This is a genomic window from Companilactobacillus farciminis KCTC 3681 = DSM 20184 (assembly GCF_002706745.1).
Lineage (GTDB): Bacteria > Bacillota > Bacilli > Lactobacillales > Lactobacillaceae > Companilactobacillus > Companilactobacillus farciminis.
Genome location: NZ_CP017702.1, coordinates 2,039,763 through 2,064,495, shown reverse-complemented (window position 1 = coordinate 2,064,495; position 24,733 = coordinate 2,039,763). Strand labels below are relative to the sequence as shown.

The window sequence follows — 24,733 nt, the reverse complement described above, 5'->3', positions numbered from 1 at the left end:
TTGGTCTATGTATTGATAACATAGGTCAATCGATTTTTATTTGGAGACATTAAACCATTTGTTCATTGACGTATTGAGAGTATAATTCATGGTCTTGCATGAGTTGTTTGTGCGTTCCATGTCCTGTTACTTGACCACGTTCAATGAAGAAAATTTGATCTGCGTCAACGATTGTTGAAAGTCGATGTGCGATAACTAGAGTAGTGCGGCCGATCATTAATTGATCTAAAGCACGTTGCACTTTTTCTTCAGATTCTGAATCAAGGCTAGCTGTAGCTTCATCTAACATTAGAATCTTTGGATTACGCAAGAAAGCACGGGCAATGGCAATTCGCTGTTTTTGACCACCGGATAATTTCACGCCACGCTCACCAATTTGCGTATCTAATTGTTCAGGAAAATTAAATACGAATTCTTTGGCGTAAGCTAGTTCCAATCCATGCCACAATTGCTCGTCAGATAGTTTCTCATCTAGGCCGTATTGTAGGTTATCACGGATACTACCAGCAAAGACAGCACTATCTTGAGAAACGTAACCAATCTGTGAACGCCAATTGTTCAAATCAATTTGATTGATACCGTCTTTACCAATGAAAATCTCGCCACTGTCAGGTTGGTAAAATCGTTCTAATAGTGAGAAAATAGTTGATTTACCACCACCAGATGGTCCGGCAAAGGCAATCACAGTATTAGGTTTGGCTTCAAAAGATACGTCTTGAAGAATGGGATGTTTGGGATCATAACTGAAGTCTAAATGTTGAGCACTGATTGTTTGTCCTTCGACGTCTAAAATTTTACCCTGAGTGTTTTCGGGCTGGGTATTTAAAATTTCTTGAATTCTTTCTGTGGAACCCATGGCTTTTTGGACTTGTGAGAAGAATGTTGCAAAACTAGCAACTGGGGTAATGATGTTGAATAGATACAATAGGAAAGCTACTAATGAACCACTAGTCAAAGTTCCTTGTTGAATTCTGACAGCTCCGTATCCCAAAATACCGACAAAGATTCCTAACATTACAGTCGTCATGATAGGTTGGAGGACAGCTTCAACTTTGGCATCTTTAATACCGACCTTGAAAATTTTGTCGATTAAATTGCCACCAGTTTGTTTTTCAAATTGTTCACCATTGCTAGATTTTATCAATCTCACTTCGGATAATTTTTCACTAGCATCGGCGTTGAAGTCAGCTGTAGCAGCTTGTAATTTTCGCCCTAGTCGTGACATGATTCGACCAATTGGCAAAAGAATCAAGACGATAATTGGGACGATACTGAACATCAACGTTGCCATTTTCCAATCCATGAAGAAGAGAATGATCATTGAACCGACTAATTGAATAGCACCGGTAATGAAGTTAGGGAATTGAGAGGTAATTAAATCTTTAATGACACTAGTATCATTAACTAAACGAGAGCTACTCTCACCAGATTTGTGATCATCAAAGTAATCAACTGGTAGTTTGAGTAGGTGTGACCAAAGTTTCTCACGTAGTGTTTTGACAGAACTCTCGCCGACAAAACGTAAAATGTAGCCACCGATTGTTCCAAAACCTAGTTGGATTATGAAAGCTAAAATCAAAACTGCCAGCATCTTACCATCGATTTTTGACAGTCCTGAAGTATCAACCAATCCTTTGGTCAATTGTGGCACGATCAAGCTAGCACCACTGGTAACTAAACTTAATAGTAATCCTATTATAAATAAAGATTTTTTTGGATTGACACTGTTGATCAATTGAAGAAAATTCTTGAAATTGAATTTGGAGCTTTTAGGTAAATCTTGTTCGATTGCAGGATTGCGCATAAACATTTCCTCGTTCTAATTAATATCTAAAACCGTTCCAGAAATCTTGACGAAAATCTGGGCGACGACCGTGGTGTCCGTGGGGACCTTGTGGCATGCAGTGATTAAAAGGTGAGTGGCGCATATGTTCACGCATTTCATGACGCATGTGTTCGATATCCTCGGGTGTCATTTTGTCACGCATATCCATCATTTGTTCACGCATGTTAAGCATGGCTTGGTAGCGGTCAGTTGGATCGATGAATTTTTCAGAATTTTGTTTGAAATCATCGTCCCAACCCTCAGAAATCTTTTTGAGATAGTCACTGAAGTCGACTTTTTCTTCGTCGTTTAAACCAGCTAGAAAGGCTTCACTGTAATTTTCATTTTTGAGAGAAGCATTGTCTTCGGCTTTTTGACGACCAGCATCGGTTAAGTAGATCAGTTTACTGCGCTTGTCGTGTTCATCTTCTTTACGAATGATATCGCCGTTGTTTTCCATTTTTTTCATCAATTCAGCGATTGAACTCGGACTCAAGTCCAAAATTTCACGTAAATAATTTTGCGTGAGACCGTCGCCTAATTTCAAGACAGCCAAAACTCGTTGTTGTCCCGTAAGTTTTTGCTTCTTTTGGCTCATGTAGAAGTTAGCGGCCTCACTGATAAAGCGTAATTGTTTCATTAAATCATCTGTTAAGTTACTCATAATTAAAATCCTCATTTCTATTAAATTGTTTCGGTACCGAACTTTATTGCAGAAACCAGTATAGTTCGGTACCGAAACAAATGTCAACTATTTTCTTTAAGAAATTAAAATTGTTGACTCTGAAAATTAAAAGAGTATTATCGTAATAGTAAAAATTACTATTTAGGGAGAATTAAATGGCTAAAAAATCAAAAATCATTAAAAATCAAAAGCAACAAGAATTAATCGAAAGATATGCAGCAGTACGACAAGAATTAAAGGCAAAGGGTGATTACATTGGTTTATCCAAGTTGCCTCGTAATTCTAGTCCGGTTCGTTTGAAGAATCGTGATGCAATTGACGGTCGTCCCCACGCTTATATGCGCAAATTTGGGATGTCCCGTTTGAACTTTAGAAAACTAGCTCACGCCGGTCAAATTCCTGGTGTAAAGAAGGCTAGTTGGTAAGGAGTTATTATGGAAAAAATGAATGTAGCAACGGCTTATCGCAATTTAAAAAGTCCTAATTTAAAGACTAGAAAAAGAGCTCTAAGAGCTATTAAAGATAGCAAAAAGAAACCTGTGAAATAATTAACAATCTAAATGAAAACGTTTTCTTTCTCTGATATAATTAACTTGTGTGTAATTAATAATATGGGGAAAGAGGGGACATATCATGGCTGGTGCGAAGAAGAAAAAACATAGTTTTCCGTCTGCGTATACTGTTATCGTTATTGTTCTAATTTTAGTTCAAGCTCTGACATTCTTTATTCCTTCGGGAAAGTACAGCACGTTGGAATATAATTCAGGCTTGGACAAGTTTGTTATTACTGAGGCTTCAGGGAAGACAATCAAGAAGCCGGCAACACAGAAAACATTGGATAATTATAAGATTAAGATCAATGTTTCCAAATTCAAGGACGGTACGATCTATCGTCCGGCAGCAATTCCAAATACTTACCATCAAATTAAGAAACCTAAGCGTGGGGTCTTTGGAACTATTAATCAATTCTTAACCTCGCAAGTACAAGGTATCGTTGACAGTGTTGATATCATTGTCTTCGTCTTGATTCTTGGTGGGGTTATCGGAGTCGTCAATGCCACTGGAGCAATGGATTCAGGGATGATGCGACTTTCTGAAAAACTAAAAGGAAAACAAAAGTGGTTGATCGTAATCGTTACTTCCTTGATTGGTCTAGGTGGAACGACCTTTGGTATGGCCGAAGAAACGATTGCCTTTTATCCTATTTTGATTCCAATTTTCTTACTGGCGGGGTACGATACCTTAACGGCAGTAGCGGCAGTTTACTTAGGTACGGCAATTGGTTCGATGAGTTCGACGATTAATCCGTTCTCAACCGTTATTGCTTCTAATGCTGCCGGGATCAACTTCACGGATGGCTTGCCAATGAGAGCCTTGATGTGGGTTTGTGCAATTGGTATCTCGATTATTTACACAATTAGATACGCTGAAAAAGTTAGAAAAGATCCATCGAAATCATTAGTTGCTGATCAAGCTCAAGAAGATAAAGATCGTTTCTTAGGCGATTTAGACTTATCCGAAAAGAGTGACTTCACAGCTCGTCAGAAATTGTCATTGATTATTTTTGCTTTAGGATTCGTCGTGATGATTTATGGTGTTCAACAGTTAGGCTGGTACTTCACCGAAATTGCGGTTGTTTTCCTAGCCGTAACTTACTTGCTGATTTTTACAGCTGGTCTCAAAGAGTCCAAGTTCGTCGATAGTTTCGTTTCCGGAGCCGGAGACTTATTAGGAGTTGCTCTGACAGTTGGTTTAGCAAGATCTGTTGGTATCGTTATGGAAAACAGTTATGTCAGCGATACGATCATGAATTACTTCAGCAACAAGATTAGTGGCATGAACAGCGTCTTATTCATCTGCGTTTTGTTCTTTGTTTATATCGTTTTAGGGTTCTTTATTCAATCATCTTCAGGTTTGGCAGTACTTTCTATGCCAATCATGGCTCCTTTAGCCGATGTTGTGGGAATTGATCGTGCTTTGATCATCAATGCTTATAACTGGGGACAAGGTTTGATTGGTTTGATTGCGCCAACAGGATTGATTTTAGTATCGTTATCAATGGTTAAAGTTGGTTTCGATAAGTGGATCAAATTCGTTACGAAATTGCTGATTATGATAGTTGTTTTGATTTTAGTATTCTTAAGTGTCGGTGTTTTATTGTAAAAAAATTAACTCGCAAAAATGCAGCTGTGATCAGTGCGTTTTTGCGAGTTATTTGTTTAAGAGCATCTTTTCGTTATAATTAGAGTAACAATTTTGCTTGGAGGAAAAAGATGTCAGAATATCGAATTGAAGAAGATACTTTAGGAGCAGTTAAGATTCCAAAAAGTGCACTCTGGGGAGCTCAAACACAACGTAGTTGCAATAACTTTTCCACGGGAAGTAAGATGCCGTTAGAAATTATTAAAGCATTATTGCAGATAAAAAAAGCAGCAGCTGTTGCCAATAAAGAAGTTGGTGCGATTGCTGGGGACAAAGCTGATTTGATTGTTGCTGCAATTGATCAACTATTGAAACTCGATGATAGTAATTTACGCAAGGACTTTCCATTAGTGGTTTATCAAACAGGTTCTGGTACGCAGACGAACATGAACGTGAATGAAGTCGTTAGTCATGTTGCTCAAAATATCAATCCTCAATTAGAAATTTTGCCCAACGATGATGTTAACCATGGACAAAGTTCCAATGATATTTTTCCTACAGCAATGAATATTACGGCAGCTATGGCAGTTGAAAAGTTAATTGATTCTTTGAAACATTTGATTGAAGAATTGCAAAAGAAGCAAGCTAAGTATTGGCACGTAGTCAAGATTGGTCGAACACATTTACAAGATGCTACGCCTTTGACTTTTGGACAAGAAGTTAGTGGTTGGGTGTCGATGTTACAACACGATTTGGATTATTTACAAACACTCAAAAAGACCCTTGGCGAATTGGCAATGGGTGGGACAGCTGTGGGAACTGGTTTGAATGCTGCTCCCGGTTTTGCCGAGAAGATTGCCGAACAAATGAGTATAGTTTACGATTTTGAATTTACTGCTGATACGAATAAATTCTTCGGTTTGGCTGCACATTCTGGTTTAAACGTCGTTCACGGGGCAATCAAAACTTTGGCAAGTGATCTATTGAAGATTGCTAATGATGTCAGATTTTTGGCCAGTGGTCCACGTTCTGGTTACGGCGAATTGAATATTCCGGCTAATGAACCAGGCTCTTCAATCATGCCAGGAAAGGTCAACCCTACCCAAGCTGAAGCTATTACGATGGCGGCAGTCAAAGTTATGGGAAATGATGTCACAATTGATTTAGCTGCTAGTCAAGGTAACTTTGAAATGAATGTTTATAAGCCAGTTTTGATCAGTACCTTCTTAGAATCAGCTGATTTGTTGACTGGAACGATGACTGGTTTTGCAGATAAAATGATTGCTGGTCTGACAGTCAATGAAACTCGCATGGAAGAATTAGTCGACCAATCATTGATGACAGTTACGGCTTTGTCGCCACACATTGGTTATCACCACAGTGCTGAAATTGCCCAACTAGCTCAAAGAGAAGGAACGACTTTACGAGAAGCTGCTATTAAGTCTAAATTAGTTACCGCAGAACAATTCGATCAGTGGGTCGTGCCAATTGATATGACAAATATTGAGGAGAAAAAAGATGGCGAATAAATTTATTTTTAAACCTAATAAGATTGACGAACTAAAAGATCACTACGATGTTGTAATCGTAGGTTCCGGTGGGGCAGGTTTGACGAGTGCCATTCAAGCTTATGAATTAGGACTTTCGCCAGTGATTTTAGAAAAAATGGACAAAATCGGTGGCAATACTAATCGAGCTTCTTCAGGAATGAACGCTGCTGAGACTTTCGTCCAATTGAATCATCACATCGTTGATAGCTTTCAAGAATTCTATGATGAAACTTTTATCGGTGGTGGCAAACAAAATAATCCTGAACTTTTGAAATTCTTCACAGAACATGGAGCTCTAGCAATCGATTGGTTAGATCAACACGGGTTAAAACTCGATGATTTGACGATCACTGGTGGAATGAAAACTATGCGAACTCACCGACCTAGCAGTTTGATGCCAATTGGTGGCTATCTAGTTACTGAATTGTTGAAATACGTTGAAAAATACCAAATTCCTCTGTTTGATAATGTTAAAGTGACTGATATTTTATCTGACAATGGTCAAGTTACTGGTATCAAAGCTGAATCAGACCGTGAAATCGAGATTAAAACTTCAGCGGTGATTTTAGCAACTGGTGGTTTTGGAGCTGGGAAAGATCTCTTAGCACAATATCGTTCTGACTTGCTTAATTTGAGAACAACTAATCAACCCGGTGCTACTGGGGATGGAATTAAGTTAGCTCAAAAGTTAGGTGCTCAATTGGTCGATATGGAACAAGTTCAAGTCCATCCAACTGTTCAACAAGATACTCCTCATGCATATTTGATTGGTGAAGCTGTTCGTGGCGAAGGAGCTATTTTAGTTAATAATAACGGAACTCGTTTCGTTAACGAATTGGATACTAGAAAGAATGTCACTCAAGCTATCGACGACTTAGGTGGAACTGGAGCATACTTGATCTTTGATACCGATATTCGCAAGCGGGTCAAAGCAATTGAATTTTATGATCACGTTGGCTTAGTAAAAACAGGTCAAACTTTGTCGCAATTAGCTGCTGAAATTAAAGTCGATGCAAATGAATTAGAAAAAACAGTCGCTAATTGGAATCAAGCGGTTAAAGCTCAACAAGACTCAGAATTTAATCGTACAACGGGTATGGAACGCGATATTTCTGATGGGCCATTCTTTGCTATTCATATTGCGCCAGCTGTTCACTATACGATGGGTGGCTTGAAGATCAACGATAAGACTCAAGTATTGAATACAGATAATAAGGTTATCAAAGGACTATTTGCGGCTGGTGAAATTGCTGGTGGTTTACACGGTAATAATCGAATCGGTGGCAATTCAATCGCCGAAACAGTAGTCTTTGGTAGACAAGCTGGACAACAAGTTTATAAGTATCTCCACTAAAAAAGCTGACCAAAACGGTCAGCTTTTTTTAAACTAATCTAGTAAGATCAAGCGGTGTTTTTAGGTGATAGTCAACTTTTGCAAATTCAGGATTCTCTTTAGCACCCCAACTGGCTAAACCAAATTCGATACCAGCATTCTTGGCACATTGAAAGTCATAAATCGAATCACCAACATACATAGTCTCTTGAGGTAATAAGTTTAAAATTTCCATGGCTTTTAAGATAGGGTCAGGATTGGGTTTGTGTAATTTAGTCTTGGAAGCGGTGATGAAGATATCGAAGTATTTGCCGATGTCAAAATTGTCTATCACGACTTGCATTTCAGCGTCAGTTCTTGAGGTAACAATACCAAGTTTAATATTTTGTCGTTGTAGTTGTTCTAAAGCCTGTTCGATGCCATTAAAAACTTCAGAATAGTGGAACATAGCGTGATCATTTTCAGTCCAGTCGGCTAGTAACTTCTGGCTTTCAGCTTCTGAATGCACGTATCTTTCGACCGCTTTAGTACCAGGTATCCCTAGGACATAAAAGAGTTCTTCAGCTTTACGTGTAATGCCATAAGTGTCGGACAGTGTCTTTTGGAAAGATTTGATAATCGTTTTTTCAGTATCAATCAAAGTGCCGTCAACGTCGAATAAAATTGTACTTTTCATAATGGAATCCTCCTAAATGTAAATCATCTGCGTTTTAGATTTGATTAATTTATTTTCGAGCTTTTGGGGTAATTCGCCATTCATAATAATATAATCAATCTGATTTAGTTTGAGAGCTTTGAAATTGTGTTGAACGTTTACTTTGCTATGATCTAGCAAAAGAACGACTTTCTTGGATTGTTTACGAATTTTCGCCTTATAATCAAGATCATCTTCGTAAGCATAATAAACCCCTTGTTCGTCGATTCCAACACAGCTGAGAAAAGCATAGTCGAATGAATAATTTTCTATATCAAGACAAGGTTTAGTTCCGACGACACAACGCTTCTCGGGGTCCAAATTACCGCCTAAGATTCGTGATTTACAAGGGGCAAAACGAATCAATTGGTCAGCAATGTCCAAGGAATTAGTGACAGCAAACAAATCTTTTTTAGTGATATATCTCGATAAAAAGCTAACGGTTGTAGAAACGTCTAAATAAATTTGATTAGCTTGGTTAGCAAAGACAGCGGCTTTTTTAGCTAATTTTTGTTTGTCAGTAACATGTTGATCATTACGTTTTAAGTAGTTATCGAGTTTTTTAAAAGTGTTGGGTAAGCTGATGCCACCGTAACTTCGTTCTATCAAGTCATTATCAGCTAATTTGACGATGTCACGACGAGCAGTGTCCCTAGAAGTATTAGTTAGATCGATGATTTCTTTAAGAGATAAGGATTGTTTTTCTTGGAGAGTTTTCATAATTAGTTCTAGTCGTTCTTTTTGCATATGTTTACCACCTAAAAAAAATAAGTTACTATAAGTATTTAATTTATAGTAACTTATTTTAACTTAAAACACAATATTAAGCTTCTTGATCACTTGATTGCATCTTGTCGTTGTAACCGAAGAGGTAAGTGAGGACAAAAGCAGCGCCAAAGGCAATCAAATGAGAGATTATGTAAGCTGTGAAGTTAGCATCGATTCCGCCTTTAGGATTGATGAATGAAGGAAAACCAATCAAACTGCCAGTAAATCCATAAATCACTAAGTTCATTCCACCAGCAACAGCACCACCGATAGCATTGCCAATCATTGTCATGTAGAAGACTTTCTTGTATTTTAGAAGAATTCCGTAAAGCGATGGTTCAGAAATTCCGCAAAGAGCAGAAACACCGGCTGAATAGCCAAGAGCTTCGAATTTCTTTTTCTTAGTTTTGATAGCTACTGCAAAAACTGCACCAGCAATTCCCATAGCAGTAATAGAAGTTAGAGCACAGATAACGCTTTGGCCGTTAACAGCTAAATCATTGATAACAATTGGAATCAAAGGCCAATGCAGACCAAAGACTACTAAGATTGGATAGAAGGCGCCGTAGATAGCACCGCCGATAATACCGTTAAAAGCTAATAAACCAGAAATTCCATCTGCCAAACCTTTACTCAAAACAGTGATGATTGGAGCAACTGCTAATAATAGAACGAATGATAAAACAATAATTTCAATAATAGGAACGAAGATTCCTTGAATCATTTCAGGAATGGCTTTTTTGAGATATTTTTCAACGTATTTACCTAACCAGGCAGCTACGATGATTGGAAAGACTGATCCGGAATAGTTCATGATTTTAACAGCGAAGTCACCGAATAATCCGATTTCTGGAACTTTGTTTCCGGCAATACCAATAATATTAGGGTGAATTAGAAAAGCACCGATAACCGCCATAGCGATAGGGTCAGAACCGAGTTTCTTGGCAGCGGTAAAACCTAAGATAACCGGCAAGAAGTAAAAAATCGTATCGGCCATTGTATTGATCAATAAGTAGATTCCGGCTTTGTCACTTAAAACTCCAGCACTGACTAAACCGGCTAAGATACCTTTGGTGATACCAGAGCCAGCTAAAACACCGATGATTGGCATCATAGAAGCAGTTAAAATACCGATAAATTCATCGTAGCCGTGCTTGATTTTTGCACCAAAACCTTCATCAGCTACTTTTTCAACGACATCTTTAGGAGCATCTTCAGTATTGAGACGAGGTAGAACATCTAAAATGGCGTTGAAGACGTCGGTTACTTTATTGCCAATGACAACTTGATATTGACCTTGAGCTTTCATAACCTTGATAGTAACATCCATATCTTCTAAGGCTTTAGTGTCGGCTTTTGATTCATCTTTTAACGTGAAACGCAGTCTTGTCATGCAGTGAATCAAAGTGTTGATATTTTCATCGCCGCCGACGTGTTTGATAATTTGTTTAGCATCAGCTGAATAATCCATAATTTTTCTCCTTTAACATAGTCTTTCTTCGGGTAAGTAATCGATTGGCAACCAATTTAAGATATCTTCCAAGAACTTGTCCCAGTAGTACCAATCGTGCTTGCCATTAGTAAAGTTGGCGTTAACTTGAATGCCGATTTGTGACAATTCACTAATGAATTTTTGGTTATCTTGATAGAGGAAGTCTTGTTTGCCACACCAGTCATATAATTTAGGAACGTCTTCGGTACAAGCAAGCTTTTGTTTGGCCAAGTGCATGAGATTATTTTGGGAGTTATCGAAGTTCTTTCTTTCGAAGATACCATTCCAATATTCTTTAGGACGAAAGCTTTCAAGAATCTTATTTTGTCCATCGGGATAAAATGCTCCAGATAAGGCAGCAGCGTGGCTAAATTGGTTAGTAGAGAGAGCTATTTTGTAAGCACCATAGCCACCCATTGAAGCTCCCATAATGAAATTTTTTTCTCGTTTGCTAGAGATTTGTGGGAAGAATTCATGTACGACCTTCGGCAATTCTTCAGCAATGTCGGTGTAGTAGTCCAAACCGTAATTAGTATTGGCATACCAACTTAAATCAGCGTTGGGCATAACGACAGCAACGGCAGTATTTTTGAGTAAACGTTCAAGACGGGTTTTACGTAACCAAGAAGTGTTGTCGTCGCTCATGCCGTGGAGTAAATAAATTACAGGAAGATCGTTTAAAAGATTTTTATCCCAAGTAGTGTCGTTGGTTGTTTGGGGTAATAAGACATCCATTTGGCAATCTTTGAGTAGGGCATTAGAAAAATAATTGATTTTTAAATGTGCCATTTTTTGCTCCTTTGCTTTTTTGTTATTTAAATGAATCTCATTGACAAGACCTATTGTATACGCTTACAATTTAACTAATCAGTTTATATTTGCTTAAATAACTACCATTTTTTGTCTAGGAGTGAAAAATATGGCTACACCAATGGAGATACTGGAATTTGATTATGTGAATCCCGTCAAATGTATTTATCATCGGCCGATTGGAAAAAAGTACGTTGTCCCACATTGGCATGAGGCAATCGAAATTACCTATGTTGCTAAAGGAAATCCCGGAACTATGTTCATTGAGGATCAGACGTATCAATTAGAACAAGGGGATGTTTATGTAATTAATTCTCGTTTGATTCATGGATTCGATACTCAGATTACTAAGAGTCAAAAGATAGTTACTTTGCTGATCAATTATGATTGGTTACGTCATTGCTTACCCAAGACGGTTCGTAACAAGAGTTTTGACTTAATTAAGCAACCAAAAAAAGACAGCCAAATGGCTGCCTTCAGGGAGTTAGTAGGTTTAATAAATAATATCAAAGATTATCAATGCCTCGATACTAGTGAGGATAATCATTTGCATCAGTTGTCGATGTCGGTAGAATTGATCAGCGTCTTAGTAAAAAACTTTGCCGTCGACCAAGAACTGCAACACCAAATACCACCAATAATTGCCCAAGTGATAGATGATTTCCAACAACAATATCAAAATGAAATTCAATTATCAGATATGGCTAAAAATTATAATTATAGTTATGCTTATTTTTCGAAATTATTTAAACGTTATTTAGGTATTTCGCCAAAGAAATATTTGACTTTATTGCGAGTTCAAAAAGCGGCGGAAATGATTGAAACTAGTGATGATAAATTGAGTGAGGTGGCTTTACAAACTGGCTTTCCCGATGAAAAGAGTTTTTATGCTGCTTTCAAAGCTAGATATCGCCAAACTCCTTTGGAGTATCGTAAGAAATTGCAAAGTATCACTTAAATCAAAACGCCACTAGCACCCTTAGTGTCAACAGATAATAAATGAGTTTCCCAATTTGGGAAGCTCTTTTTTGTTTCATCGATAATTTTTTGAGCATCGTTGAGGTTGGAAGCAATTGCCATTAAAGTTGAACCACTACCACTGATATAAAGAACGCCACCGTCCTTTTCACAGATGGATTTAACAGCTGAATAGTCAGGAATCAATTTGCTACGGAAGGGTTCATGCATTTTATCGATAATAGCTTGACGAATCAATTGTAAATCGCCAGTTTCTAAAGCCTTGGAGAGGGCTACGGCATGTCCAACTTGGTAACTGACTGTTTGATAGTCCATCGATTTGGGGAGGACTTGACGAGCTTTTTTGGTACTGAGTTGATAATTGGGAATTAAAGCCACAAAAAATAAGTCCGATGAAACTTTAAAAGCTACATTTTGGATATTTTCCAAGCTGTCAGTAAAGGAAACGTTCAAGTTTCCTAAAATAGCGGGAGCAACGTTGTCGGGATGACCTTCCATTTCAGTTGCTAGAGTCAAGATCTCTTCTTTATTTAGGGGAGAATCAAACCACAAGTTAGCTCCCATCAAGCCACCAACGATACAAACAGCTGAACTTCCTAATCCACGAGAAACAGGAACGTGATTGTCGATAGTGATTTTTACGTTGGGAATTGGTTGATTGAGAAATTGGCAACCGCGGACAAAAGCTTGATAAATTAAGTTTTGTTCATTTTGAAACTGTTCATCACAGCCATTTATGATCAATTTTTGAGAGCTTTGTTCAAAGTCAATCGTTGAATAGAGAGAAACGGCCAAACCCATGCAGTCAAAGCCGACACCTAGATTGGCGCTTGTAGCAGGGACTTTAATTCTTATCATAAAAATCAGCCTCGACTTTCTGTTGGATGTAGTCTTCCATTTTATCTTTATCGATCACATCATCATGCAGAACTGGTAAATTCCAAACCTCAGCGAGATTTTTAGGAATTGGTAAATTCGTTTTTTTGTTAATAGCTTGCATAGCATCAAAATCATCATCAATTTTTTGTTTGAGAATGGCCTCTGCAACTACGTGTGTGAATTTATAAGGACTGGCCGTACTGAGTAGGATCATTGGTGTTTTAGAGTCGTTTTCTTGATAGTCACGCATGACCTTATAGCCGACTGCAGTGTGAGGGTCCATTAAATAGTTATCTTGTTCATAAACTTGTTCGATGGACTGCTTGATTTCTTCATCAGTGCTGTATCCACAGTAAAAGTCTTTTTGAATTTCAGCCAAAACTTCTGGCTTAACTTGATACTTGCCGACATTTTCTAATTGATCCATTAATTGCTTAACGTATTGTGTATCTTCACCAGACTTGTAATAGAGCAGTCTTTCAAAATTACTAGAAATTTGAATATCCATACTTGGAGCAAAAGTCTTTAGAAATGGACGATTACGGTCATAAATACCAGTTTGGAAAAATTTTGTTAAGACATTGTTTTCATTGCTAGCGACGATAAATTTTTTGACAGGTAGTCCCATTTGTTTAGCGTAGTATCCAGCTAAGACATCACCGAAGTTACCAGTTGGAACAGTGAAATTAACTTGGTCGCCTAATTTTATTTGCTCTTTTGTTACTAACTGTATATATGAAGCAAAATAATAAACGACTTGCGGGATCAGACGGCCAATATTGATGGAATTGGCACTTGAGAGACTGATATTTTCACCCAACTTTTGTTTGAAACTTTGGTCGTTGAAAATCTTTTTGACATTGCTTTGAGCATCGTCGAAGTTTCCTTTAATAGCTGTGATTTCTGTATTATTGCCATTAGTAGTTTGCATTTGTAATTGTTGGATCTTGCTGACGCCATCATGTGGATAAAAGACTGTGATACCCATTTTTTCGAGATTTTTAAAACCTTCAAGAGCAGCCTTACCAGTGTCGCCACTCGTAGCTGTTAAAATCATGACTCTTTGTTCTGGTGTTAAAACTTGTTTCATTAATTGTGGCAACATTTGTAGACCAATATCCTTGAAAGCACTCGTTGGTCCGTGAAATAGTTCCAAAACGTTAAAATTATCGACTTGTTTAATAGGAGTTATAAGGGAGGTGTCAAAGCTATGATTGTAGGCATTCTTAATGCATTCTTCAATTTGTATTTCTGAAAAGTCAGGTAATAATTTCATCAAAATAATTTTGGCGATTTCTTGATAATTTTTATGTACCAATTGACTTAATTCTACTTTTAATTTGGATAGTTCTGGATAGACGAAGAGCCCACCATCATCAGAGAATCCTTTTCTAATTGCTGCTTTGGCAGGTAGTTGCACCTGATTGTCGCGTGTACTTGTATAATTTTTATTCATAATCATAACTCCTTGCTTTTCGAATATCTATATAGTAGACTGTTCATAAATTAAAAACAAGTGTTTATTGTTAATAGACACAAATAAAAGAAAACAGGAGGTTAAACCTATGAAAATTGCAATCTTAGGATTTGGTACAGTAGGAAAAGGCGTATATGAAATAGTTAAGAAGGCCAATATGCAAACCCAAAACCTCTCTGTAAGTCACATTTTGATTAGGAAAAATAAAATTCGGACAATGCCCGAGATGACAGATGACATGTCAGAAATATTAACTGATAAGGATGTCGATGTAGTTGTAGAAGTGATGGGTGGTATTGAACCAGCTCATGAATATATTTTGGCAGCCTTAAATCATGGAAAGAACGTTATTACAGCTAATAAAGCTGTCGTAGCTATTTATTTAAAAGAATTTACAGAAGCAGCCGAAAGAAATCATGTGAAATTTTACTTTGAAGCATCAGTTGGTGGCGGTATTCCTTGGATTCAAGGATTGGAAAAGGCCTTGCGAATCGACAACGTTAATTCGATTTCTGGTATCTTCAACGGTACAAGCAATTTTATTCTCGATCAGATGAGTAAAAAGGGCCAACCATTTGTTGAAGTGCTTAAAGAAGCTCAAAAATTAGGCTATGCGGAAGCTGATCCAAGTGCTGATATTGATGGTTACGATATTGCCAACAAGCTGTGCATCAGCGCTGACATTGCCTACGATATTGATATCAAAAATCATCAAAAACTACCTATCTTTGGAATTAGAAATATTACTTGTGAAGACGTGAAGTATTTCCAAAAACGTGGTCTAGCAGTCAAGTTGATTGGTCGTTCACATCAAAAAGATAACAAATTCGATTATGTAGTTGAACCAGCATTATTTTTAGACCAGACTTTGGAAGCTAATACTCCAGACAATTACAATTTGATTTCTTTAAATGGAGAAACAATTGGCAAGCTCGACTTCTTCGGTCAAGGAGCAGGAATGTTGCCAACTGCCAATGCAATCGTTCAAGACATTTTGGATGTTAAGGAAAGAAAGAGTCATTTGAAACGTGACTTTGATAAGCGAATGGAATATTGTCCAGATTTAACTAAAGGTGATTATCTCTTGCGAACAAAAGTTAATGTCAGTGAGTTGTTTAAAAACTATCAAGTCTCAAAAGAAGGTTCATATCTAGTTGTTCATCAGATTCCGGTTGGTATGATGCACAAACTAATGAAATTGGTCTTGCAAGAAGATAAGGCGGCCTTTATGGTAAGCCTTCCAGATCAGGAGGTTGCCTAATGAAAGTTGCAAAATTTGGAGGAAGTTCAGTTGCTGATGCTAATCAGTTTAGAAAAGTTAAACAAATAATTGAGGCAGATCCTGATAGACAAATAGTTGTTGTCAGTGCCGCTGGTAAGAGTGCTAGTGAAAGAATTAAAGTAACTGATCTTTTAATAGAAATGGAACGAGCTATTAATGATGGCGACGATTTTTCTAAATTATTCTCAAAGATTAGTTCACGGATTTTAAAAATTAGAGATGATTTAAATCTAAAGCTTGATATTGAAGCAGATTTAAATGAAGTTGCTAAGCATTTAAATGGTTGTTCACATGATTATTTGATTTCTCGTGGTGAATATTTGACAGGTAAGATGATGGCTGAATTCTTAGGTTATTATTTCGTCGATGCTAAGGATATTTTGATTTTTGATGGTGATAATTTAAACTACGAACTATCTCGTCAAAAACTATTAACAATTTTACAAAAACATCAAAATATTTTAGTTCCTGGTTTTTATGGCAGCAACGAAGATGGCTCGATTCATCTAATGCCTAGAGGTGGTAGCGACATTACTGGTGCTATTTTGGCTAACTTAGTCGATGCTCAATTGTATGAGAACTGGACTGATGTGTCAGGAATCTTGATGGCAGATCCTCGAATCGTTGATCATTCAAAGAAAATCGACGTTTTAACTTATGAGGAATTACAAGAGTTGTCATACATGGGTGTCGGTGTTTTTCAAGAAGAAGCTGTGCGCCCAGTACGTCAAAAAAATATTCCAACAGAGATCCTCAATACTAATTGTCCTAGTGCCGGTGGAACTTTAGTAGTAAGTAAAGAGAAGCATTTAAATAACAACATCGTAACTGGAATTGCCGGCAAGAAAAATTATATTGTCATTACTATTAAGAAATATCGTTTGAGCAAGCATCTGGAAGTGTTGCAAAAGGTACTGGCAGTTTTTCAAAAGCAACATATTTCAATTGATTCAACTCCTTCAGGAAACGATGGATTTAGTTTCTTGTGTCAGCGTGGTGACGTTGGCGATAAATTAAAATTGATCATTCAGGAATTAAAATCTAATTGTGGCGTTGATGCTGTTAACGTTCGTGAAAATATTGCTTTGGTAGCTGCCGTTTCGTTGAAATTAAGCAGTCGTCCAGCTATTGCAGGTAGAATCCTCAATTACTTAGATGAAAGTTTAATTAAAGTGAAGTTTGTCTTTCAAGATGGCAGCGATATTAAAGTAGTTTTCGGTGTTAATAATGAAGATTACGAAAAAACAATTGAAAAAATTTATCATGAATCGATTAATTCTATTGCTCAAAAAATTTCTGCATAAAAAAAGTTCTCAAGGATCATCCTTGAGAACTTTTTTTTAATGATTTTGAGTTGAATAAGTGATTGAGTTGGCTAAAAATTCTTTGTCGTCAGGATCAGCTCCAACTCGTTTATCGCTGTCTAATTTCTTGATTTGTTCCATCTCTTCAGGCGTTAAATCAAAGTGATAATCGAAAAGATCGATATTTTCTTTGATACGACTTTCATGCGTTGACTTAGGGATGATTATTTCACCACGTTGAATGTGCCATTTTAAAACGATTTGAGCAGGTGTCTTGTGATGGTTCTGTGCAATTTCTTTGATCACAGGATCATCGATAACTTTGTTTAGGCCACCACCTAAAGGACTCCATGACTCGTGAGCAATGTGCTTTTCTTGTAAGTATTCGTGAAGATCAGTTTCTTGTAAATAAGGGTGAGTCTCAATTTGGTCGACCATAGGGGCAATCGTAGCTTTTTCCATTAATTGTTCGATGTGGTGAGCCTTGAAGTTAGAAACACCAATAGCTCTAACTTTACCTTGTTTGTAAAGGTCTTCCATCGCACGCCAGTTTTCTTCAAAGCCTTCAGCTGGCCAGTGAATCAAATAAAGATCCAAGTAATCTAGACCCAATTTTTGTAGAGAACTGTTAAATTGAGCAATTGTTGCATCATATCCTCTAACGTCGTTCCAAATTTTAGTAGTAATGAATAGATATTTTCTATCAATGCCACTTTCTTTGATAGCTTGCCCGACAGCTGATTCGTTGTCATAGAAACTAGCAGTGTCGATATGACGGTAGCCACTTTGGATGGCCCATTTAACACTGTTCAAAACTTCGTCGTCTGACATTCTGAAAACTCCTAGACCTACTTGGGGAATCATTACGCCATTGCTTAATTCAATATAAGGAATATTTGTTGCCATAAATTTACCTCCTATTTTTTTCAATTTCATTATAGCCCATTTATTTGTATAAAAAATGTATAAAGAATGTAAATGTTATATCTAATTATTTTACAGAAAATATATTTTTATTTTACATTCGTTTGTTACTCTTATGTTGCTCGAAAAAAACAAACAGAAAGTTGGGATTTATCTATGAAAAAAGGGCGATTTTTAACCGCTATTTTAGGGGTATTTTTATTACTCGCAGGGGTATTAGCGGGTTGTTCATCAAATAGTTCAGCTTCACCAAAAGCTGGTAGTAAGGACAATAAGGAAATCACAATGGTTTTCTATCCAAACGAATCAGCTAAGAATTTCACTGCATCACGTAAAGCTTTGCAAGAAGAATTACACAAGGCTACAGGTAAGAAGATCAACATTCAAACAACAACTGATTACAACGTAGCGATTGCTGCCATTGCTTCAGGTAAAGCACAATTGGCATTCATGGGTGCCGATGGTTATATTCAAGCACATGCTCAAAACAAAAAAGTTGTTCCTTTGCTTCTACAATCAGGTCCAGATGGAACTACAAAGGGTGCAAGTTACCGTTCATATCTAATGGTTCAAAAAGATAAAGCCGATCAATACAAAAAAGATGGCAAGTACAATATCGATAAGATCAAGGGTGAAAAGATTTCATTCGTTTCAGCTAGTTCAACATCAGGTTTTGCCGTACCAACAGATGAAATTGCAAAACATTTCAAACTAAAGAACAAAGACGAATTATCAGAAGGTGGCAAGTTCTTCAGCAAGGTATTGTATGGAACAACTCACCCAGGTTCAGCTATTAACTTACTAAAGGGTGACGCCGACGTTGCTGCATTTGACGATGGTGATTTAACACCATTCTTGAAAGTTACAGAAGGTAGTTACGATAAAGTTGGTTCAACATTTACAGTTCGTGACGATGCAGAAGCACCATTTGCAGAATTCAAGGGTAAGGAATTAGTTAACCTATCAGTATTGCCAGTTCAAAATGGACCTTTCGTAGTTAACTCAGGAGCATTGAGCAAGAAAGATATCGATGCTATTACAAAACGTTTCACAACTAAAGAATTTACAGAAACAAAGGGTCTATTCTCAGATGGTAAAGGTAAGACACCAACACTATGGCAAAAGAAGAGTGACAAGACAATTCTTCTAAAAGTTGATGATGACTGGTACAAACCTACACATGAACTAGTTGGTAAATAAGAGAGGTATCTTATGTTAGAGGTTAAGAATTTACAAAAGAGTTACGAGAAAGACAAGCCAGCTTTGACAGACATTTCTTTCGACATTAAACCAGGAACCTTTGTTGCAATCATTGGACCTTCTGGTGCTGGTAAGACAACAATTTTAAGAAGCTTAAATCAATTGATCAAAGATGATGATGGTCAAATCCTTTTGGATGGCAAAGACATTCGTACGGCTAACAAAGAGCAACTACGTAAATTCCGCCGTCAAATTGGAATGGTTTTTCAAAATTATAATCTGGTTGAAAGATTAACGGTTATTGAAAATGTTTTACACGGTCGATTAGGTTATAAGTCAACATTGGCGGGTGTTTTTGGTAGATATACTCAAGAGGAAAAAGAAGAAGCAATGTCTCTTTTGAAAAAAGTTGGTTTAGAGAAATTTGCTTTAAAGAGATGTTCCGAATTGAGTGGTGGTCAAAAACAACGTGTTGGGATTGCCAGATCATTGATTCAACATCCAAAGGTTATTCTCTGTGATGAACCGATTGCTTCTCTGGATCCGGCCTCTGCACAAAATGTCATGGAATTACTGAAGAGATTGACTGATGAGTACAATTTGATTTGTATCGCTAATTTGCATCAGATCAATATGGCAAAAAAATATGCTGATCAAATTATCGGCATTAGAAAAGGACATTTAGTCTTTGATGAAGATGCTGATTTATTGTCAGAAGATATTTTGAGGACTCTTTATGATCAAGATATTACAAAGGAGCTTGAATAATGCAATCTCCTACAAACTTTTTAAAACGCAAAGGATGGCATCAGACAGCGATTATCGCAATTATTGGCGTTATTTATATATTCGCTAGTTGGCTCCTGAGCTTTGATAATCTAGCCGGTTTTACTGCAATTCCCAGAGCTTTTGCTTGGTTAGGAGTTAATTTCAAACCAACAGCTAGTTCAACGGAATTCTTACCTAAGATTTGGCAAAAATTGCTACAAACAGTTCTTTTAGCGATTGCTTCAACAGTAGTAGCGTCAGCAATTTCTATCTTTGTTGCTCTATTGGGTTCTAAGGTTACAGGAATTAACGGAACAGTTCAGACAATTGTCCGAGGAATCGCATCTTTCTTCAGAAATATTCCGTTAGTAGCCTGGTCAATGATTCTCTTGTTCTCATTTAAGCAAAGTGATTTTACCGGTTTCTTAGCACTGCTATTACTATCTATCGGGTATTTGATCCGTGCTTTTATGGAAATTATTGAAGACGAAGCTAGTGAGACAATGTTAGCTTTGAAAGCCACTGGAGCAAGTTATTTCCAAGTTATTTTCCAAGCAGTTTTACCACAGATTTTACCAAGTATTTTAAGTTGGATTCTTTACATGATTGAAAATAATGTTCGTGATGCAACTTTAGTTGGTATTTTGACAGGTACAGGAATCGGTTTTATCTTTGATGTTTATTTCAAGAGTTTCCGATACGATGCTGCAGGGATGACCGTTTTAGCAATTATTATCGTAGTTATTGCTCTAGAAACTATTTCCAATCAAATTAGGAGGGTGATTTTATGATCAATACTGATGAACAAATAATTCAACAACCTAAATCACCAAAATCACCTGAAATCAAGTTACATGAAAATAGTCTTTCTAGAACGATGATTGCAGTTGTTTTTGCCAGTTTGGTAATTATTACTGGTTACACATTAATGCACTTAGACGCAGCGGGAATTCAATTGAACACTGCTTTTAAGGAATTAGGTACTAATTTGCAACAAATGTTTTTACAGCCTAGTGCTGGAACTGATGGTTTTATGCCTTTACTACAGGCTTTAGCCAGCAGTGTATTACTTTCAATTTTAACAACAATTATTGGTGCGGTTTTTGGATTCTTCTTTGCTGTTTTGGCATCTAAGAACTTAACTAATGCGTATTTGGGAGCCGGAATAAGAATAGTTATGGCAATTGTGCGAGCAATTCCAACCATCATCTGGGCGCTGATCTTTTCTATTATTTGTGGACTAGGTACTACAGCGGCTGTTTTAGGATTAAGTTTCCACAGTGTGGCTTACTTAACTAAAGCATATTCAGAGAGTATTGAAGGAATTGATAAGTCGACAATTGAATCATTGAAAGTGACGGGAGCAAAATTTTGGGTAGTTGTCTTCCAAGCAATTTGGCCCACTATTATTGCCTCGTTTGTCTCATGGACGTTCATTCGTCTAGAAATTAATTTTGCTAATGCGATTGCTGTTGGTGCTGCCGCCGGTGCTGGTGGAATTGGTTATCAACTGTTCGTTGCTAGTGGGATGAGTTTTGATTTCCACGAGACAGGATTGATCGTTTATCTAGTTATTTTCGTAACATTTGTACTTGAGTTTATAGCGGTTAAAATTCGTCAAATGTACTTAGACCGTTAATTAGGGAGAAAAATTTTATGATTGAAGCAGTTATATTTGATTGGGCAGGAACAACCGTTGATTACGGTAGTTTGGCACCTGTCATTGCATTTAAAAAGGCCTTTAAAAACGCAGGAATTTCATTGACAGATGATGAAATTCGTCGTGATATGGGGATGGCTAAATGGGACCATATCGGAAAGATATTGGAACTAGATGATGTCAAACAGCAATGGAAAGAAATGTATTCCAAGTTGCCAACGGATGATGATCGTAAGAAAATCTACGAAGACTTTCAACAATCGTTGCTACATTATTTGAGAGAAGACACTGATTTAAAAACTGGCGTCTTGAAGACTTTCAACTATCTGAAGGAATATGGTATCAAGGTTGCTACGACAACAGGATATACTGCCGAAATGATGAAAATAGTTCAAGAAAAAGCTGCTGATCGTGGCTATACTCCTGAGTTAGTGGTGACTTCTGAAGATGTTGACGGAGCTGGTAGACCATCACCAGCAATGATCCAGTTCATCATGCAAAAATTCAATATCAGTGATCCTAAAAAGATTATTAAAGTTGGGGATACTTTGGTAGACATTGAAGAAGGTCAAAACGCTGGTGTCAAAACAGTTGGGATAGTTGAAGGAAGCAGTTTGATGGGATTAACACAGGTTGAATTTGATGAATTGAACAATGAAGAACAAATTGCTAAACGTAACGAAGTTAAACGTAAGTTTGAATCAGTGAATGCTGATTTTGTAATTGATAGCATTTTGGATTTAGTCCAAATTGTAGAATATTTAAATGAATCGATGGATAAAAAATGGTAGAAAAAAATTATTTACTCTTAACCCCTGGACCTTTAACAACTAGTGAAGAAGTAAAACAAGCAATGGATTTTGATTACTGTACTTGGGATGATGATTATAAGAAAATTACTCAATCATTTCGCCATTCGCTTTTGGAGGTTGCCCAAGTAAACGACGAAGAATATACTGCTGTTCCTATCCAAGGTAGTGGAACTTACGGTGTTGAATCAGTAATCAGTTCTACAATTTCAGACGATGATACTTTATTGATTGCCATGAATGGTGCTTACGGTAAGCGTATTGGTGAAATGGCTGATATCTATGGTATCAATCATGTCGATTTAGTCGTTGATGAAAGACAACCAATTACTTTGGAAGAAGTTACAAGATGTTTGGATGCCAATCCCGGTGTGACACATTTTGCAATGATCCACTGTGAAACTACAACCGGAATTTTGAATCCAATTGAAGATATCATTCCTTATGTTAGTGGCAGAGGAATTACAACAATTGTAGATGCTATGAGTAGTTTTGGCGGTATTCCAATTGATGTTAAAGCTAATAAAATTGATTATTTGATTAGTAGTTCTAATAAATGTATTCAAGGTGTACCAGGATTTTCTTTTGTGATTGCCAGAAAAGAAGTTTTGGAGAATACTAAAGGTATGGCAAGAACTCTATCTTTAGATCTTTATGGTCAATACATTGAAATGGAACGTAACAATGGTAAGTGGAGATTCACTTCACCAACTCATGTTGTTCATGCCTTTTATGAAGCTCTTAAAGAGCTAAAAGAAGAAGGCGGCGTAGAAGCTCGCCATCAACGTTATACAAATAATCAAAAGCATCTTGCTAAGGGTATGGAAGAACTTGGATTTAAGGTTTTGATCGATGAAAAGTTCCAATCACCAATCATTACATCTTTTATTTATCCAACGGATGATTTTGATTTCCATGCATTTTATCAACAATTAAAATCAGATGGATTTGTGATCTATCCAGGTAAGATATCACAAGTTCCAACATTTAGAATTGGTAACATCGGTGAAGTTTATGATGAAGACATTACTAAGTTGCTACTAGCAATTAAAGAAATTACTGGATAATAAAAAGGGCTTGGCAATCTGCCAAGTCCTTTTTATTCGATTGGAATATCAATTTTTGATCTGTCTGTAAAATATCGTAAATATAGTAATTCACTACTTTCCCACCAAGCCCCAGCAAGTAGGACGCTACCAATTACATCGGTTGGAAAATGTCCATGTAAATAAACTCTAGAGATGGCAACTAGTATCAACCAAAGAATCAAGATGGTTTTGTAGATCCAATTAAATGATTGATTCTTTAGATAAGGCAAGATGAACAAAATAATAGCCAAGATAACTAGAGTAGTGCCAAAGACGTGACCACTGGGAAAACTATATCCAGTCGCAGGAATGATTTTTCCTGTAGGGCGCGTTCTTCTAACAGTGATTTTTACTAAGAAGGCAATGATATTACCTGATATTAAAACAGATCCTAGCCACAAAGCACTCTTTTTACGTTTAGCAAACCATAGGAAGACAATGATGAGTATTAAATAAAATGCATCCATTACGGGTTTACCCAAAAGCGTGATAAATTCAAAAATTTTATTATTAGTGCTGTTAGTGATGTGAGCTAGTAAGTTTTGGATTGAATAGTCAAAATTCGAAGTGATTTGGCTATTAGTTACAATCATCAATTCTAGTAAAAAGAACACGATGATATAACTAAGCGCCAACCATTTTCGAGAGGGATTTTTTTTGAATATCAAAATAAGCGCTCCTTTTTCTTTAAGCCTTGATTGTAATATTTTTTTCATGAAAATAAAAGTTTTTTATTATAAAGTTTGAAATAATTTCCTTAAATATTATTAACATGATATAATCGGTTTTACTAAAAAGGAGGCGTAAGATGCTCACATTAATGGCGGCCAGCTCAAGTAGCTCGGCACCTTTACTAATTGCTATTGGAGTGGCAATCTTAGTTATTATTTGGTTATTTATTAAAACCGGGATTGCTTTGCTTCATCATCCAATAATTGGGATTATCTTAATTCTTTTAGGGGTATTAGGATTATGGAACTACTTAATTATTGGTATCGGGGTAATTGTAGGTGGGATAGTTTTCTTAGTCATATCACAATTCTTTAATAATTAATTTGGAGCAGG

Annotated in this window: 25 protein-coding genes; 15 read left to right on the top strand and 10 right to left on the bottom strand. The window is 36.8% G+C overall.

Annotation, left to right across the window (positions count from 1 at the left end):
* Positions 1 to 49 precede the first annotated feature (49 nt).
* Together LF20184_RS10190 and LF20184_RS10185 are read right to left on the bottom strand one after the other, a co-directional pair.
* Complete coding sequence (locus tag LF20184_RS10190) at positions 50 to 1,804, bottom strand: ABC transporter ATP-binding protein (RefSeq protein ID WP_010018585.1); 1,755 nt, start codon at positions 1,802 to 1,804, stop codon at positions 50 to 52.
* A gap of 19 nt (positions 1,805 to 1,823) precedes the next feature.
* A complete protein-coding gene (locus LF20184_RS10185; RefSeq protein WP_010018587.1) occupies positions 1,824 to 2,489 on the bottom strand; it encodes a MarR family winged helix-turn-helix transcriptional regulator in 666 nt (221 codons plus the stop codon).
* 176 nt (positions 2,490 to 2,665) lie between these two features.
* Here LF20184_RS10185 and rpsN point away from each other — a divergent pair, with 176 nt between their 5' ends.
* The 5 genes from rpsN (at position 2,666) to LF20184_RS10165 (ending at position 7,556) form a co-directional block, all read left to right on the top strand.
* Positions 2,666 to 2,935 (top strand): 30S ribosomal protein S14, encoded by a 270-nt coding sequence (rpsN, locus tag LF20184_RS10180; RefSeq protein ID WP_010018588.1) that lies wholly within the window; start codon positions 2,666 to 2,668, stop codon positions 2,933 to 2,935.
* Positions 2,936 to 2,944: 9 nt separating this feature from the next.
* Positions 2,945 to 3,058 (top strand): putative metal homeostasis protein, encoded by a 114-nt coding sequence (locus tag LF20184_RS12870; RefSeq protein ID WP_010018589.1) that lies wholly within the window; start codon positions 2,945 to 2,947, stop codon positions 3,056 to 3,058.
* Between the two features lie 85 nt (positions 3,059 to 3,143).
* Positions 3,144 to 4,673: a YfcC family protein gene (locus LF20184_RS10175; protein WP_010018590.1), complete on the top strand. Its 1,530-nt coding sequence runs from the start codon at positions 3,144 to 3,146 to the stop codon at positions 4,671 to 4,673.
* Positions 4,674 to 4,783: 110 nt separating this feature from the next.
* A complete protein-coding gene (locus LF20184_RS10170; RefSeq protein WP_010018592.1) occupies positions 4,784 to 6,181 on the top strand; it encodes a class II fumarate hydratase in 1,398 nt (465 codons plus the stop codon).
* The gene (locus tag LF20184_RS10165) at positions 6,171 to 7,556 is read left to right on the top strand and encodes a flavocytochrome c (protein WP_010018593.1); all 1,386 of its coding nucleotides are present in this window, start codon (positions 6,171 to 6,173) and stop codon (positions 7,554 to 7,556) included. Before LF20184_RS10170 ends, LF20184_RS10165 begins: the two co-directional genes overlap by 11 nt.
* 28 nt (positions 7,557 to 7,584) lie before the next feature.
* Here LF20184_RS10165 and LF20184_RS10160 read toward each other — a convergent pair whose 3' ends face one another.
* The 4 genes from LF20184_RS10160 to LF20184_RS10145 form a co-directional block, all read right to left on the bottom strand.
* Positions 7,585 to 8,211: an HAD family hydrolase gene (locus tag LF20184_RS10160; protein ID WP_010018595.1), complete on the bottom strand. Its 627-nt coding sequence runs from the start codon at positions 8,209 to 8,211 to the stop codon at positions 7,585 to 7,587.
* A gap of 12 nt (positions 8,212 to 8,223) precedes the next feature.
* A complete protein-coding gene (locus LF20184_RS10155; RefSeq protein ID WP_010018596.1) occupies positions 8,224 to 8,976 on the bottom strand; it encodes a DeoR/GlpR family DNA-binding transcription regulator in 753 nt (250 codons plus the stop codon).
* 76 nt (positions 8,977 to 9,052) lie between these two features.
* Positions 9,053 to 10,468 (bottom strand): PTS transporter subunit EIIC, encoded by a 1,416-nt coding sequence (locus LF20184_RS10150; protein ID WP_010018598.1) that lies wholly within the window; start codon positions 10,466 to 10,468, stop codon positions 9,053 to 9,055.
* 12 nt (positions 10,469 to 10,480) lie between these two features.
* Positions 10,481 to 11,278, bottom strand: coding sequence for an alpha/beta hydrolase (locus LF20184_RS10145; RefSeq protein ID WP_010018599.1), 798 nt, complete (start codon positions 11,276 to 11,278; stop codon positions 10,481 to 10,483).
* A gap of 130 nt (positions 11,279 to 11,408) precedes the next feature.
* Between LF20184_RS10145 and LF20184_RS10140 the strand changes: the two genes are divergently transcribed.
* A complete protein-coding gene (locus tag LF20184_RS10140; protein WP_010018600.1) occupies positions 11,409 to 12,257 on the top strand; it encodes an AraC family transcriptional regulator in 849 nt (282 codons plus the stop codon).
* Here the strand turns inward: LF20184_RS10140 and thrB are convergent.
* Both thrB and thrC read right to left on the bottom strand, forming a co-directional pair.
* Complete coding sequence (gene thrB / locus LF20184_RS10135) at positions 12,254 to 13,135, bottom strand: homoserine kinase (RefSeq protein ID WP_010018602.1); 882 nt, start codon at positions 13,133 to 13,135, stop codon at positions 12,254 to 12,256. The genes LF20184_RS10140 and thrB overlap by 4 nt on opposite strands.
* On the bottom strand, positions 13,122 to 14,612 hold the full coding sequence (gene thrC, locus LF20184_RS10130) for a threonine synthase (RefSeq protein WP_010018604.1): 1,491 nt from the start codon (positions 14,610 to 14,612) through the stop codon (positions 13,122 to 13,124). Before thrC ends, thrB begins: the two co-directional genes overlap by 14 nt.
* 109 nt (positions 14,613 to 14,721) lie before the next feature.
* On the opposite strand from thrC, the gene LF20184_RS10125 reads away from it, so the two are divergent.
* Together LF20184_RS10125 and LF20184_RS10120 are read left to right on the top strand one after the other, a co-directional pair.
* Positions 14,722 to 15,894 (top strand): homoserine dehydrogenase, encoded by a 1,173-nt coding sequence (locus LF20184_RS10125; RefSeq protein WP_010018606.1) that lies wholly within the window; start codon positions 14,722 to 14,724, stop codon positions 15,892 to 15,894.
* On the top strand, positions 15,894 to 17,219 hold the full coding sequence (locus tag LF20184_RS10120) for an aspartate kinase (RefSeq protein WP_010018607.1): 1,326 nt from the start codon (positions 15,894 to 15,896) through the stop codon (positions 17,217 to 17,219). The genes LF20184_RS10125 and LF20184_RS10120 overlap by 1 nt, the downstream gene beginning before the upstream one ends.
* Before the next feature lie 36 nt (positions 17,220 to 17,255).
* On the opposite strand, the gene LF20184_RS10115 is transcribed toward LF20184_RS10120, so the two are convergent.
* Positions 17,256 to 18,125 carry an aldo/keto reductase gene (locus tag LF20184_RS10115; RefSeq protein ID WP_010018608.1) on the bottom strand — a complete coding sequence of 290 codons (870 nt, stop codon included), beginning with the start codon at positions 18,123 to 18,125 and terminating at the stop codon, positions 17,256 to 17,258.
* A 174-nt stretch (positions 18,126 to 18,299) separates the two neighbouring features.
* On the opposite strand from LF20184_RS10115, the gene LF20184_RS10110 reads away from it, so the two are divergent.
* From LF20184_RS10110 to phnW, 6 genes are read left to right on the top strand one after another with little or no spacing between them, the layout of a single operon-like run.
* Positions 18,300 to 19,343: a phosphate/phosphite/phosphonate ABC transporter substrate-binding protein gene (locus LF20184_RS10110; RefSeq protein ID WP_010018609.1), complete on the top strand. Its 1,044-nt coding sequence runs from the start codon at positions 18,300 to 18,302 to the stop codon at positions 19,341 to 19,343.
* A 12-nt stretch (positions 19,344 to 19,355) separates the two neighbouring features.
* Complete coding sequence (gene phnC, locus LF20184_RS10105) at positions 19,356 to 20,111, top strand: phosphonate ABC transporter ATP-binding protein (protein ID WP_010018612.1); 756 nt, start codon at positions 19,356 to 19,358, stop codon at positions 20,109 to 20,111.
* Positions 20,111 to 20,902 (top strand): phosphate/phosphonate ABC transporter permease, encoded by a 792-nt coding sequence (locus LF20184_RS10100; RefSeq protein ID WP_010018613.1) that lies wholly within the window; start codon positions 20,111 to 20,113, stop codon positions 20,900 to 20,902. Before phnC ends, LF20184_RS10100 begins: the two co-directional genes overlap by 1 nt.
* Positions 20,899 to 21,750, top strand: a complete 852-nt coding sequence (locus LF20184_RS10095) for a PhnE/PtxC family ABC transporter permease (RefSeq protein WP_010018614.1) — start codon at positions 20,899 to 20,901, stop codon at positions 21,748 to 21,750. The genes LF20184_RS10100 and LF20184_RS10095 overlap by 4 nt, the downstream gene beginning before the upstream one ends.
* Before the next feature lie 17 nt (positions 21,751 to 21,767).
* Positions 21,768 to 22,562: a phosphonoacetaldehyde hydrolase gene (phnX, locus tag LF20184_RS10090; protein WP_010018615.1), complete on the top strand. Its 795-nt coding sequence runs from the start codon at positions 21,768 to 21,770 to the stop codon at positions 22,560 to 22,562.
* Positions 22,556 to 23,647 carry a 2-aminoethylphosphonate--pyruvate transaminase gene (phnW, locus tag LF20184_RS10085; protein ID WP_010018617.1) on the top strand — a complete coding sequence of 364 codons (1,092 nt, stop codon included), beginning with the start codon at positions 22,556 to 22,558 and terminating at the stop codon, positions 23,645 to 23,647. Before phnX ends, phnW begins: the two co-directional genes overlap by 7 nt.
* A gap of 32 nt (positions 23,648 to 23,679) precedes the next feature.
* On the opposite strand, the gene LF20184_RS10080 is transcribed toward phnW, so the two are convergent.
* Positions 23,680 to 24,336, bottom strand: coding sequence for a phosphatase PAP2 family protein (locus LF20184_RS10080; RefSeq protein ID WP_010018618.1), 657 nt, complete (start codon positions 24,334 to 24,336; stop codon positions 23,680 to 23,682).
* A 140-nt stretch (positions 24,337 to 24,476) separates the two neighbouring features.
* Here LF20184_RS10080 and LF20184_RS10075 point away from each other — a divergent pair, with 140 nt between their 5' ends.
* Positions 24,477 to 24,722 carry a hypothetical protein gene (locus LF20184_RS10075; RefSeq protein ID WP_010018619.1) on the top strand — a complete coding sequence of 82 codons (246 nt, stop codon included), beginning with the start codon at positions 24,477 to 24,479 and terminating at the stop codon, positions 24,720 to 24,722.
* Positions 24,723 to 24,733 lie beyond the last annotated feature (11 nt).

What these genes read in the sequence shown, in the direction of transcription:
- LF20184_RS10150 (WP_010018598.1), bottom strand. Translation starts at nt 10,468, where the DNA reads ATGGATTATTCAGCTGATGCTAAACAAATTATCAAACACGTCGGCGGC.
- phnC (WP_010018612.1), top strand. Translation starts at nt 19,356, where the DNA reads ATGTTAGAGGTTAAGAATTTACAAAAGAGTTACGAGAAAGACAAGCCA.
- LF20184_RS10075 (WP_010018619.1), top strand. Translation starts at nt 24,477, where the DNA reads ATGCTCACATTAATGGCGGCCAGCTCAAGTAGCTCGGCACCTTTACTA.
- LF20184_RS10095 (WP_010018614.1), top strand. Translation starts at nt 20,899, where the DNA reads ATGATCAATACTGATGAACAAATAATTCAACAACCTAAATCACCAAAA.
- LF20184_RS10190 (WP_010018585.1), bottom strand. Translation starts at nt 1,804, where the DNA reads ATGCGCAATCCTGCAATCGAACAAGATTTACCTAAAAGCTCCAAATTC.
- LF20184_RS10160 (WP_010018595.1), bottom strand. Translation starts at nt 8,211, where the DNA reads ATGAAAAGTACAATTTTATTCGACGTTGACGGCACTTTGATTGATACT.
- rpsN (WP_010018588.1), top strand. Translation starts at nt 2,666, where the DNA reads ATGGCTAAAAAATCAAAAATCATTAAAAATCAAAAGCAACAAGAATTA.
- LF20184_RS10145 (WP_010018599.1), bottom strand. Translation starts at nt 11,278, where the DNA reads ATGGCACATTTAAAAATCAATTATTTTTCTAATGCCCTACTCAAAGAT.
- LF20184_RS10115 (WP_010018608.1), bottom strand. Translation starts at nt 18,125, where the DNA reads ATGGCAACAAATATTCCTTATATTGAATTAAGCAATGGCGTAATGATT.
- phnW (WP_010018617.1), top strand. Translation starts at nt 22,556, where the DNA reads ATGGTAGAAAAAAATTATTTACTCTTAACCCCTGGACCTTTAACAACT.
- LF20184_RS10165 (WP_010018593.1), top strand. Translation starts at nt 6,171, where the DNA reads ATGGCGAATAAATTTATTTTTAAACCTAATAAGATTGACGAACTAAAA.
- LF20184_RS10100 (WP_010018613.1), top strand. Translation starts at nt 20,111, where the DNA reads ATGCAATCTCCTACAAACTTTTTAAAACGCAAAGGATGGCATCAGACA.
- thrC (WP_010018604.1), bottom strand. Translation starts at nt 14,612, where the DNA reads ATGAATAAAAATTATACAAGTACACGCGACAATCAGGTGCAACTACCT.
- LF20184_RS10170 (WP_010018592.1), top strand. Translation starts at nt 4,784, where the DNA reads ATGTCAGAATATCGAATTGAAGAAGATACTTTAGGAGCAGTTAAGATT.
- LF20184_RS10110 (WP_010018609.1), top strand. Translation starts at nt 18,300, where the DNA reads ATGAAAAAAGGGCGATTTTTAACCGCTATTTTAGGGGTATTTTTATTA.
- LF20184_RS10120 (WP_010018607.1), top strand. Translation starts at nt 15,894, where the DNA reads ATGAAAGTTGCAAAATTTGGAGGAAGTTCAGTTGCTGATGCTAATCAG.
- thrB (WP_010018602.1), bottom strand. Translation starts at nt 13,135, where the DNA reads ATGATAAGAATTAAAGTCCCTGCTACAAGCGCCAATCTAGGTGTCGGC.
- LF20184_RS12870 (WP_010018589.1), top strand. Translation starts at nt 2,945, where the DNA reads ATGGAAAAAATGAATGTAGCAACGGCTTATCGCAATTTAAAAAGTCCT.
- LF20184_RS10175 (WP_010018590.1), top strand. Translation starts at nt 3,144, where the DNA reads ATGGCTGGTGCGAAGAAGAAAAAACATAGTTTTCCGTCTGCGTATACT.
- LF20184_RS10185 (WP_010018587.1), bottom strand. Translation starts at nt 2,489, where the DNA reads ATGAGTAACTTAACAGATGATTTAATGAAACAATTACGCTTTATCAGT.
- LF20184_RS10155 (WP_010018596.1), bottom strand. Translation starts at nt 8,976, where the DNA reads ATGCAAAAAGAACGACTAGAACTAATTATGAAAACTCTCCAAGAAAAA.
- LF20184_RS10140 (WP_010018600.1), top strand. Translation starts at nt 11,409, where the DNA reads ATGGCTACACCAATGGAGATACTGGAATTTGATTATGTGAATCCCGTC.
- phnX (WP_010018615.1), top strand. Translation starts at nt 21,768, where the DNA reads ATGATTGAAGCAGTTATATTTGATTGGGCAGGAACAACCGTTGATTAC.
- LF20184_RS10125 (WP_010018606.1), top strand. Translation starts at nt 14,722, where the DNA reads ATGAAAATTGCAATCTTAGGATTTGGTACAGTAGGAAAAGGCGTATAT.